Source organism: Ruminococcus sp. YRD2003 (assembly GCA_900109435.1).
Classification (GTDB): domain Bacteria; phylum Bacillota; class Clostridia; order Oscillospirales; family Ruminococcaceae; genus Ruminococcus; species Ruminococcus flavefaciens_G.
Window position 1 is genome coordinate 4,627 of sequence record FNZT01000027.1, and the last position, 10,602, is coordinate 15,228.

The following is a 10,602-nucleotide window of genomic DNA, read 5'->3' on the forward strand; positions in this document are numbered from 1 at the left end:
TAAGACACGCGGCGATAAACCCATGGTCTGTACAGGTTAGCAAGTTTACGAGCGACCGCGTGAACCGCCAGCGGGGGCTCCCCGCCGCCCCTACATCAGGTCGCGATGTCCTCCATGAAGCGGCGCAGCTCCTCCTCTGTCTCCATTACTACGCCCTCACGGAGCTGCTCGCGGTCAAAATCAGGCATGAGCGCGACGTCGTAATCAATGACACGGTATGGAGCGGAGCTGCCGTCCTTGAAAAGACCTATCCGTCCGTTGTACTCCCGCACCTCGCATACGACTGTCGGCTCGGGCGCTGTCACAGAAATGCGGCTCGCGAGCTTCTGACGGTGTATCGACTGACCGAGCGTACATATCACTATGAAGCCCGATATCGTCAGTGCTGTCATGAGCATCAAGTATATCCGCTTGTCGATAGTCCTTAGCATAATATCTCTCCTTTGCTGAAAGTATTAAGTCTATTATTCGCCTTTTTTGCTAAATTATACAAATCTTTAAAAAAATCTCGCCGAGCTATTAACAAATGCTTTCAAACGTGGTATAATATACAATGTATAAATATGCAACTTACCATTTTACAGAAAGGAGTTTTACCGCTTTTGCGGTGACCTGACAAAATGACTGATAGAACACCAAAACGCAGCGGAGCTCGCAGGCGTCCCGCCCCATCGGATATGAGGGAAAGACGTCCGAGACCGCAGGGCGCTCCTGCAAGAGAGGGCTCTCCCGCTTACCCGCAGGGCAGACCCGTCCGCAGACCCGATACTGCTCCGATGCAGGATACGGCTCCCAAGAAAAAGAAGAAGAAAAAGAATAAATTTCTCGTTGTGCTGAAGAAGATAGGCGCGGCTATCGTTACCACGATGCTGTCGCTGCTGCTCGTAATGATAATCACGGGCACTATCGTCGCTACGGCGCTCACGATATACGTCCTCGACTTTATGGAGGAATCTACGAGCGTTACCTTCGCGACCCTCGAATCGGGAAGCGACACCTACTTCTACGGCACCGATATCGACGAGGAAACAGGCGAGGAAAAGCTGATAGTCCTCAACCATATCAAGACCGATGTTCAGCGTATCCCAATCACTATCGACAAGATACCGCAGGATGTCCGCAATGCCTTCACCTGCACCGAGGACGAGCGTTTCTACTCGCACGACGGTGTCGACTACAAGCGTACATTCTCCGCATTCCTGAATATGTTCCTGCATTTCTACGATACCGAGCAGGGCGGTTCGACTATCACGCAGCAGCTCATCAAGGCTCTCACGGGAGACGACGAGCACTCCATGCAGCGTAAGATACGAGAGATATTCTCCGCGATGCAGCTCGAAAAGACCTACTCCAAGGACGAGATACTCGAGGAATACCTCAACTATATCGCATTCGGCGGTCCTGTAAACGGCATTCAGCTCGCATCGACCCGATACTTCGGAAAGGACGTTCAGGACCTCACTATTCCCGAGGCGGCTGTCCTCGCGTCGATACCCAAGAGCCCAGAATACTACGGTCCTAAGGTAGAGACCTACGACGAGGAGGGCAACATCATCGTCGACGGTGAGGCTAACAACAAGATACGTCAGCGCTATGTTCTCTGGCAGATGTATAAGAACGGCGTCATCACCTATGATGAGTATCAGGAATACCTCAATACAAAGATAATCTACACATGGTCTCCCGAGTACAAGGAGCTCCACCCCGAAGTCGACCTCGAAGAGCTCGAAACAGAGCAGAAGACCTATACGTGGGAAGTCGACGCCATGATGTACGAGGCGGCTGATATCGTTCAGAAACAGTTCAACCTCGAAACACAGCAAGAGGCTATCGAACGCATCAATAAGGGCGGCTACCGCATCTACTCCACCACCGACCGCAAGATGCAGAAGTACGTCGAGGAAAAGATGCTCGACATCAACAACCTCATGGACAGAGGCTTTGTTGCAAGATGGGTCGACCTCGATAACGACGGTGAGGTCGAGGAGGAGATACCGCACGTTGCTTTCGTCGCTCTCAGATACGACGGCTCGGTAATGTGTCAGGTAGGTAACGTCGGTCCGAAGGTGGGCTCACTCTCAACGAGCTACGCCGTGACCGAGCCGCGTCAGATAGGTTCGACTGTAAAGCCGATAACCACCTACGGTCTCGCCCTTGAAACCGACCTTATCCACTGGGGAAGCGTCCGCACCGATAAGCCTATCATGGAGGTCAACGGTAAGCCTTGGCCTTCCAACTACTCAGAGTCGAGTGCGGTAAGTATCTCAAACCAGCAGTACAACATCTATTACTTCCTCCAGAAGTCGTTCAATACCGTTCCCGCTCAGCTCTGTCAGGAGCTTACTCCAAAGGCAGTATTCAAGTTCGCGACTGAGAATATGGGTATGATGCTCGACCCGGACGACGAGTCCTACTCGCCTCTGTCTATCGGAGCTCTTACATGGGGTATCACACTTGAAAACCTCGTGAATGCATATATCCCCTACGGAAACCTCGGCGTTTACAATGAGGCTCACATCATCTCCAAAATAGAGGACGGCAGCCATAAGGTCATCTACTCCAACGACGGCAACGCCCGTCAGGCTGTTTCCGCTGAGACGGCTTACGTTATGAACCGCCTCCTCAAGAACGTTATCGACCAGGGTACAGGTACAGGCGCCCGCCTCAACTATAAGGTGCTCGTCGGTAAGACCGGTACCTCGGAGAACTGGCAGAACCTCACATTCGTCGGACTTACGCGTGACTTCGTAAGCGGCGTCACCATAGGCTACCGCGAGTACAACGACTCCCTCCAGCTGCCGACTTCGCTCCACTCCTCTGAGGTCTGGAAGCGTATCATCGGCGAATATGCTGATACGATGTTCATGGATACTCCCGTCGACTTCGAGCGCTGTCCTACAGTTATCGACGCTCCGATGTGTACGTCTACGGGCTGTATCGCAGGTGCGAACTGTCCCAAGGGCATAACGGGATACTGGAAATCAAGCAATGCGCCTCCGTGCGACGGCGCTCACTATGTAGCTCCCGACCCGAGCACTGTTGACCCGAATGCGGGCGGCGGCGGTAATGCTCCCGCTGACCCGAATGCAGGCGGCGGCGGTGATGTTCCCGCTGACCCGAATGCGGGCGGCGGCGGCGGTGATGTTCCCGCTGACCCGAACGCCGGCGGCGGCGGCTGGGTAGACCCGAATGCGGGCGGCGGCGGTGATGTTCCTGCCGACCCGAATGCGGGCGGAGTATCCGAATGGTAAAATAACTGCTCAACAGCCATAGAGAAGCTCAGACTTCTTTATGGCTGTTGCTAAATGAAGAGTATGGGCACATTGTACTCCCAAGAATATCGGAATTATTTGCGGGCGCTCGGAAAGCGCCCCTACAAAAGAACAGGAGGAATTATGAGCGACAAGCTTAGACTTTGCTGTCCCTGCCACTTCGGTCTGGAGAGCGTACTCAAATACGAGATAACAAAAATAGGAGGCACCGACCTCACCGTCACCGACGGCAAGATAACCTTCACGGGCGACGAGAATATCCTCGCGCGCGCCAACCTCTGCCTCTCAACTGCCGAACGCGTGCTCATTGAGCTCATCGAGTTCCGCGCCGAGAGCTTCGAGGAACTGTTTCAGGGCGTACGCTCCGTGGAGCTCGAACGCTTTATCGGTATCGACGACGCCTTCCCCGTTAAGGGCTACTCCCTCGATTCGGCACTCCACAGCGTTCCCGACTGCCAGTCTATCGTCAAGAAGGCTGCCGTTGAACGTCTGAAAAGCAAGTACGGCGTGGAGTGGTTCAGCGAGTCGGGCGCGACCGTGCAGATAAAGTTCAGTATCCTCAAAAACGTGGTGACTCTCTACCTCGATACGAGCGGAGTCGGGCTCCATAAGCGCGGATACAGGCGCAATTCCAACGCCGCGCCCATTAAAGAGACGCTCGCCGCGGGTATCATCGACCTCGCGAGAGTGCGTCCCGACAGTATCGTCTGCGACCCGTTCTGCGGAAGCGGTACCCTCCTCATCGAAGCCGCTATGAAGGCTCTGAAGATACCCGTGGGTATCAACCGCCGATTTGCCGCCGAAAAATGGGGCTCTATCCCTGCCTCCGTGTGGCAGGAAGAGCGCAAGCGCGCTATCGAAGGCGTTGACCGCTCGGCAGAGTTCCGCGCTTTCGGCTTTGATATCGACGACGCCGCTGTCGCCCTCACACTCGATAACGCCCACAAGGCAGGCATAAAGTCGCGTATAAAGGTCGAGCAGGCTGATATTGACAAGTTTGTGCAGCCCGAGGACTCTATCGTCATCTGTAACCCGCCCTACGGCGAGCGTCTGCTCGAGCTCCGTGAGGCTGAGGACATCTACAGGCGCATGGGGCGTGTGCTCGGCAAGGGCGGCAGCCGTCAGAGCTACATCATCTCGCCGCATGAGCAGTTCGAGCAGTTCTTCGGCTCAGACGCAAAGAAGCGCCGCAAGCTCTACAACGGCATGATAAAGTGCCAGCTCTATATGTACTTCTGATGGAACGCGAAAAATTGCGGGAATTAGCCGCTCTGATATATCCGTCGCGCTGTCCTGTCTGCGGAGAGGTCATCGGCGCGAACGACTCCTTCTGCGAAAAATGTACCGAGATACTTGTCCGCTGTGAGGAAGATTTTTCCGTCAAAGGCTGTGCGGGAACTGTTGCCGCCTATGAGTATCGCCCGAACATGAAAGAGGCGATAATGCTAATGAAGCGCGGTGTTATGGGAAATGCGCCGTTTGCGTTCGGCTCGGCTGTAGCAGAGCGTATCCTCGAAAAAGGCTTCGACAAGGCTGACCTGCTCATACCCGTGCCGATGTTCAAGTCCGACCTGCGCAGACGCGGCGCAAATCAGTCGCAGCTCATCGCGGAGGAGGTCGGCAGACGGCTCGGCATACCTGTGGATGCAAAGTCTGTGGTCAAGAGCGTGGAGACGCTGCCGCAGAAAGAACTCCGCAAAAGCGAGCGCGAAGTAAATATGCGCGGCGCGTTCACGGTGGCTGTTCCCAACGCTATACTATCCAAAACGATAATTCTCATAGACGACCTATGCACCACAGGCAGCACTCTTGCCGAGCTCGCGGCGGTACTGCTCGAAGCGGGCGCCGCAAAAGTGTATTGCGCCTGTGCGTGCAAGACTGTGAATAACGACGAAAACGAACGGGAGGAAGAAATATGAACCATCACGCTGAAAAAGCCTGCAAGCTCTTCGCGGAGGGGCGAAACTGCGCTCAGGCTGTATTTACTGCATTCTGCGACGTCACGGGGCTCGATGAGGAGCTCGCGCTGAAACTGTCGTCCTCATTCGGCGGCGGCATGGGGCGTATGCGCGAGGTCTGCGGCGCCTGCTCGGCTATGTTTATGGTCGCGGGCATACTCTACGGATACAGCTCCGAGAGCGACGACAAGGAAAAAGCCGAGCACTACAAGCGTATTCAGTACCTCGCGGAGGAGTTCCGCAGGCAGCATGAGTCTATCATCTGCCGTGACCTGCTCAAGGGGCTGAGCGTGGACAAGTCCCCTGTCCCCGACAAGCGCACCGAGCAATATTACAAGGTCAGACCATGCATACGATTCGTCTGTACGGCTGCGGACGTGCTGGATAAATATATTGAGGAAAACCCTCTTGGCTCTGTGTAAGAGATACAGGAGGACTGCCTCCTGCCGACCATAGAATGGTCTCGTATCTTTTCGCGGAATGCTCTTGACAAGCTCCTTATAATATGGTATAATTTAAAATTGAAAATGATTATCATTTTCATAAGCTGATACCATTATAAGGAGCTTCGTTATGTTAAGAAGAATTATTTCCGCTGCGGCTGCTCTCGCACTCGCAGTTTCAATATCTACAGGCTGCTCTGCTCAGTCTCGCGACGACAGCAGGCTCAGCATCGTATGTACCGTCTATCCGCTCTACGACTGGACAAGTCAGATAGTTTCGGGTGCCCCCGATACCGACCTCACATACCTCATGGACAACGGCGCTGACCTCCACAATTATCAGCCCACTGCCGACGATATGATGACTGTTTCCGACTGCGATGTCTTCATTTATGTGGGTGGCGAATCCGACAAGTGGGTCGACAGCGCACTCAAAAACGCACGCAACAAGGATATGAAGGTCATCGACCTCATGGACGTGCTCGGCAGCAGACTCCGCGAGGAGGAGCTCAAAGAGGGTATGCAGTCTACCGAGGAAGAAGAGGAAGACAGCGGGAACGAGCCCGAATTTGACGAGCATATATGGCTCTCGCTCCGCAACGCTGAGGATTGTACGGTTGCTATCGCGTCAATCCTCTCAGATGCCGACAGCGAGCACGCTGAGATTTTCAAAAACAATGCTTCGGCATACATTGACGAGCTTGCAGCCCTCGACGACGACTATAAAGAGCTGACCGATTCCGCTGAGAACAGGACGCTCATTTTCGGCGACCGCTTCCCCTTCCGCTACCTCGTCGACGACTACGGGCTTGACTACTATGCCGCATTCAAAGGCTGCTCGTCAGAGAGCGAGGCGAGCTTCGAGACAGTCACATTCCTCGCAGGCAAGTGCGACGAGCTCGGGGCAGAGTACGTGTTCACGATAGACGGCTCGGACTGCTCTATCGCGGACGCTGTCATTGCAAGCACAAAGTCGAAGTCGCAGAAAGTGCTCACCCTCAACTCGATGCAGTCGGTTAAAGCTGCCGACGGCAAGCCTGCACCAAGCTATATCGAATTAATGACCGATAATCTCAATACGCTTAAAGAGGCTTTGAACTGATGGAACAGATAATTTGCAGGGACGCCGCCCTCGGATATGAGGACGGGATAGTCACCGAGGACCTCAATTTTACCGTGGAAAGCGGAGATTACCTCTGCATCCTCGGCGAGAACGGCTCGGGAAAAAGTACGCTGATAAAGGCTCTGCTCGGGCTCAAGCCGCACGTGCGCGGAGAAATAAAGTGGGTGAACGGCTTCTCCTCAAGGGAAATAGGCTACCTCCCGCAGCAGACGCCCGTGCAGAAGGACTTTCCCGCTTCGGTACGCGAGATTGTGCTGTCGGGCTGCCTCTCAAAGACGGGGCTGCGCCCGTTTTACAACTCGCACGAAAAGGCTCTCGCGCACAAGAATATGCACAGGCTCGGTATATGCGACCTCGAAAAACGCTGCTACCGTGACCTTTCGGGAGGTCAGCAGCAGAGAGTCCTCCTCGCTCGCGCGCTGTGCGCGACTGAGAAAATGCTCCTGCTCGACGAGCCTGTGACAGGCCTCGACCCGCACGCACAGAATGACCTGTACGAGCTGATAGCCTCCCTCAACAAGTCGGGGATAACTATAATAATGGTTTCCCACGACATCGGCGCGGCTATGAAATATGCCTCCCACATACTCCACATCGGCAGAAAGCAGCTGTTTTTCGGCACAAAAGATGACTACCTCAAAAGCAGGATAGGTCGCTCATTCATCGAAACGGAGGCTGAGTCAAATGGCTGAAATAATTGAAAAGCTCCAACACTCGCTCTCTTTTTCGATAGTCTGGTATGCACTGATAGTAGGACTGCTGATATCTCTCTGCTCTTCGCTGCTCGGCGTGACCCTCGTTTTGAAACGCTTTTCCTTCATCGGCGACGGTCTATCGCACGTAGCTTTCGGTGCTATGGCGGTCGCGTCGGTAGTAGGTCTCACGAACAATATGTTCATCGTCCTGCCCGTAACAGTCATCGCGGCTGTCCTGCTGCTGAGAACAGGGCAGAACACCAAGATAAAAGGCGATGCGGCTATCGCGATGATATCCGTAGGTACGCTCGCGGTCGGATATATGCTGATGAATCTCTTCCCGACTTCATCCAATATCTCAGGCGACGTCTGCGGAACTCTCTTCGGCTCGACACTTATTCTCTCCCTAACACCATTCGATGTCTGGCTTTGTATCGGAATGTCAGCCGTTGTGTTGGTAATCTTCGTCCTGTTCTACAATAAGATTTTCAGCGTCACCTTTGATGAGAGCTTCTCAAAGGCGACGGGTATCAACTCCGACGGCTATAACCTCCTCATCGCCATTATAACGGCGCTGATAATCGTGCTCGCAATGAATCTCGTTGGTTCACTGCTCATCTCAGCGCTCATCATATTCCCCGCTCTCTCGGCGATGAGGCTGTTCAAAAGCTTCCGCAGCGTTATCATCTGCTCAGCGGTGATATCAGTCGTGTGCGCCGCCGCAGGAATGCTCATTTCACTCGTTGCATCGACGCCTGTCGGCTCGACCATTGTCTCCGCGGATATCGTAGTTTTCCTCGTTTTCTGGCTTATTTCGGCAATTATGGGAAAAACGAAAACATAAGATTAAAAGAAACGCTTACAAAAAGCCCGCCAAACAAGGCGGGCTTTAATGTTATTTAACATGATACATAAGACGAAGCCGCTTCGCTTCATTAGCGGAAAAGCCAAATTTTTCATAAAATGGAACTTTATCCAGCATCGCTGCAAGTTCAACATTTTAACCTCAAAAATAGAAAACGCGGTCCAGAAGAACTGAACCGCGCCTGTGTCAGCTGAATAAAAATATTGACATTGCTTAAACGGCTAATTTAAGGCTTTAGTCACCAATATGTATTTACATATTGAACATTCATCATAATCATAGAGCCATGATTGACACTTTTCCAAATATCCCATATAACATCCATACTGCAAGTATTTGCAGAATAATTGACATGGGAGATGAAGTAATGAAAAGACCATCTGATGAACTGAAGGAGATTATTGTTGAACGTTGTTTATCAGGCGAGAGTATTACTGCACTCGCAAATGAATACAGCATATCCAGAGGATCGATATATAACTGGCTAAAAAAATACAAGACTCAAAAAAAGCTACGAGTTAACACTGGTGAACTCAGAAAGTTACTGTGTGCAAAAGATCATAGACTTTTCGATCCTTGCATCGCTTCAAAAGCTTGTCAATCTCCTATATAAAAACATCATAATATTACAATACGATTTGGTATTATTTCATTTTTAAACATGGAATGCTTTGCCCAAATTCAAAAAGATAACAGGACTTAAACGTTTTTACTAACTGATTATTCCTTTTTATAATTGGAACAGCCAATGTTTAGAAAGAAATTTTTCGTAATCCTTCCTTTTCAAAATCAATATAGTCTAGTCATATTTTAGAGGCATCAATGTTATACCCTTGTCTTGATAACTCTCTAATAAGGCTGATTGATACTTCATCAACTTTATTACTAAAAGGAATATATATTAGTCCCTGAATATCAGAGGGCTTCTCAAAATCTATAGACTCCTTCAGTAAAATTGCAACTTTTTCTCTTCCGAGTTTAGCAAGAAACATTCCTAGTTCAAGTACAACATTTTGTCTTACTCGAGCTTTTAATGACTCCTCATTTTTAGATTTTCCTTCGTCATCAGGTGTAGCTAATACAATAGCATAACCTACTTCAGAACTATATTCCTCAAGTTTCTCTACCGTTCATGTAGAATTTGTTCATCTGATTTCCTCCTGTTACATAATTATTCCATAGACAGAAGGCGTGATATGCTTTCTATGTATCTGGCGGAGAGCCTCCGCTGGCTTTTTCGCGTCATAATTGTTCTGTAATCGTAACTTATATTCCGCGCAGGAGAATTATACTGTACGACCGCTTCACACACCGCACAAATCGTTCAAAGCGGCTTTAGCTGATCTCGGTGGTGTAGTTTCCCGACCTGCCACCAATGCCGTCAGAAACGGCTCACAAATCGCTGATAGGTTTTCTATCACTTGGTTTTCGGGGAAACAAAAAAGGACTCGATTCCAGTGTTTTCACATTTCGTGAAAACCACTAAAACCGAGTCCGAAACTTTGTGTACTATTTTTTGCCGAGAAAATCGATATTTGCCTGTATTTCGACTTTTGAGGAGCTCATAAACCGCCTTGTGGGGGTTCAACTCCCTAAAAAGCCTTAAAACACCTCAATGTCATCCCCCATTTTTTAGAGAAACTTCCAGAGATTTGGATAGCAAAAAAGCCCGAATAATCGGGCTTTTTTGGGCATGTCATCATTTTTGTTATGCCATCATGGTGGGCCAACAGGGACTCGAACCCCGGACCGTCCGGTTATGAGCCGGATGCTCTAACCAACTGAGCTATTGGCCCTTATACAATTAAACGGAAGTCTTTGACTTCCGTTTAACCTTTGTGCTGGCACAGATCTACTTTCCCGGGCCGTCACCAGCCGAGTATCATCGACGCGGATGAGCTTAACTTCCGTGTTCGGAATGGGAACGGGTGTGACCTCATCGCAATATGCACCAACTCTTAAAAACTGAACAAAGCTCAATGCTGAGGGAGAACCTCACATGAATCAAAAGGAAAAGCCCTCGACCGATTAGTATGCGCTGGCTGAACGCGTCACCACGCTTACACCTTGCACCTATCAACCTCATAGTCTTTGAGGGGTCTTACTCTTACGATGGGATATCTTATCTTGAGGTCGGCTTCACGCTTAGATGCCTTCAGCGTTTATCCGTTCCGCACATAGCTGCCCAGCTGTGCCACTGGCGTGACAACTGGTGCACCAGAGGTGCGTCCATCCCGGTCCTCTCG

General features: G+C 51.0%; 9 protein-coding genes, 1 tRNA gene, 2 rRNA genes and 1 pseudogene. 8 read left to right on the forward strand and 5 right to left on the reverse strand.

Annotated features, from left to right (window positions below; translation table 11 throughout):
• Nucleotides 1-95: 95 nt before the first annotated feature.
• The gene (locus tag BMX22_RS15170) at nucleotides 96-431 is read right to left on the reverse strand and encodes a hypothetical protein (protein WP_074743446.1); all 336 of its coding nucleotides are present in this window, start codon (nucleotides 429-431) and stop codon (nucleotides 96-98) included.
• Nucleotides 432-620: 189 nt separating this feature from the next.
• Here BMX22_RS15170 and BMX22_RS15175 point away from each other — a divergent pair, with 189 nt between their 5' ends.
• The 8 genes from BMX22_RS15175 to BMX22_RS15215 all read left to right on the forward strand — a co-directional run bounded on the left by BMX22_RS15175 (nucleotide 621) and on the right by BMX22_RS15215 (nucleotide 8,969).
• On the forward strand, nucleotides 621-3,251 hold the full coding sequence (locus tag BMX22_RS15175) for a transglycosylase domain-containing protein (protein WP_081349252.1): 2,631 nt from the start codon (nucleotides 621-623) through the stop codon (nucleotides 3,249-3,251).
• Between the two features lie 144 nt (nucleotides 3,252-3,395).
• Nucleotides 3,396-4,511 carry a THUMP domain-containing class I SAM-dependent RNA methyltransferase gene (locus BMX22_RS15180; RefSeq protein WP_074743450.1) on the forward strand — a complete coding sequence of 372 codons (1,116 nt, stop codon included), beginning with the start codon at nucleotides 3,396-3,398 and terminating at the stop codon, nucleotides 4,509-4,511.
• Nucleotides 4,511-5,191, forward strand: coding sequence for a ComF family protein (locus BMX22_RS15185; RefSeq protein ID WP_074743452.1), 681 nt, complete (start codon nucleotides 4,511-4,513; stop codon nucleotides 5,189-5,191). Before BMX22_RS15180 ends, BMX22_RS15185 begins: the two co-directional genes overlap by 1 nt.
• A complete protein-coding gene (locus BMX22_RS15190) occupies nucleotides 5,188-5,652 on the forward strand; it encodes a C-GCAxxG-C-C family protein (RefSeq protein ID WP_074743454.1) in 465 nt (154 codons plus the stop codon). Before BMX22_RS15185 ends, BMX22_RS15190 begins: the two co-directional genes overlap by 4 nt.
• Nucleotides 5,653-5,803: 151 nt before the next feature.
• Nucleotides 5,804-6,775 carry a metal ABC transporter substrate-binding protein gene (locus BMX22_RS15195; protein WP_074743456.1) on the forward strand — a complete coding sequence of 324 codons (972 nt, stop codon included), beginning with the start codon at nucleotides 5,804-5,806 and terminating at the stop codon, nucleotides 6,773-6,775.
• The gene (locus tag BMX22_RS15200) at nucleotides 6,775-7,488 is read left to right on the forward strand and encodes a metal ABC transporter ATP-binding protein (RefSeq protein ID WP_074743458.1); all 714 of its coding nucleotides are present in this window, start codon (nucleotides 6,775-6,777) and stop codon (nucleotides 7,486-7,488) included. The genes BMX22_RS15195 and BMX22_RS15200 overlap by 1 nt, the downstream gene beginning before the upstream one ends.
• Nucleotides 7,481-8,335, forward strand: a complete 855-nt coding sequence (locus tag BMX22_RS15205; RefSeq protein WP_074743460.1) for a metal ABC transporter permease — start codon at nucleotides 7,481-7,483, stop codon at nucleotides 8,333-8,335. The genes BMX22_RS15200 and BMX22_RS15205 overlap by 8 nt, the downstream gene beginning before the upstream one ends.
• 388 nt (nucleotides 8,336-8,723) lie before the next feature.
• Nucleotides 8,724-8,969 (forward strand): helix-turn-helix domain-containing protein, encoded by a 246-nt coding sequence (locus tag BMX22_RS15215; RefSeq protein ID WP_074743462.1) that lies wholly within the window; start codon nucleotides 8,724-8,726, stop codon nucleotides 8,967-8,969.
• Between the two features lie 190 nt (nucleotides 8,970-9,159).
• Here the strand turns inward: BMX22_RS15215 and BMX22_RS15220 are convergent.
• From BMX22_RS15220 to BMX22_RS15235, 4 genes and pseudogenes are all read right to left on the reverse strand, one after another.
• Nucleotides 9,160-9,471 (reverse strand): annotated as a pseudogene (locus BMX22_RS15220) (TIR domain-containing protein); the annotation flags it as partial.
• 604 nt (nucleotides 9,472-10,075) lie between these two features.
• A tRNA-Ile gene (locus tag BMX22_RS15225) sits at nucleotides 10,076-10,152 on the reverse strand.
• 43 nt (nucleotides 10,153-10,195) lie between these two features.
• A 5S ribosomal RNA gene (gene rrf, locus BMX22_RS15230) occupies nucleotides 10,196-10,312 on the reverse strand.
• 51 nt (nucleotides 10,313-10,363) lie between these two features.
• Nucleotides 10,364-10,602: ribosomal RNA gene (locus BMX22_RS15235) — 23S ribosomal RNA — on the reverse strand; the annotation flags it as partial.

Bases quoted from the DNA above. Each gene is read 5' to 3' on its own strand.
- BMX22_RS15170 (WP_074743446.1), bottom strand. From the start codon at position 431: ATGCTAAGGACTATCGACAAGCGGATATACTTGATGCTCATGACAGCA.
- BMX22_RS15175 (WP_081349252.1), top strand. From the start codon at position 621: ATGACTGATAGAACACCAAAACGCAGCGGAGCTCGCAGGCGTCCCGCC.
- BMX22_RS15180 (WP_074743450.1), top strand. From the start codon at position 3,396: ATGAGCGACAAGCTTAGACTTTGCTGTCCCTGCCACTTCGGTCTGGAG.
- BMX22_RS15185 (WP_074743452.1), top strand. From the start codon at position 4,511: ATGGAACGCGAAAAATTGCGGGAATTAGCCGCTCTGATATATCCGTCG.
- BMX22_RS15190 (WP_074743454.1), top strand. From the start codon at position 5,188: ATGAACCATCACGCTGAAAAAGCCTGCAAGCTCTTCGCGGAGGGGCGA.
- BMX22_RS15195 (WP_074743456.1), top strand. From the start codon at position 5,804: ATGTTAAGAAGAATTATTTCCGCTGCGGCTGCTCTCGCACTCGCAGTT.
- BMX22_RS15200 (WP_074743458.1), top strand. From the start codon at position 6,775: ATGGAACAGATAATTTGCAGGGACGCCGCCCTCGGATATGAGGACGGG.
- BMX22_RS15205 (WP_074743460.1), top strand. From the start codon at position 7,481: ATGGCTGAAATAATTGAAAAGCTCCAACACTCGCTCTCTTTTTCGATA.
- BMX22_RS15215 (WP_074743462.1), top strand. From the start codon at position 8,724: ATGAAAAGACCATCTGATGAACTGAAGGAGATTATTGTTGAACGTTGT.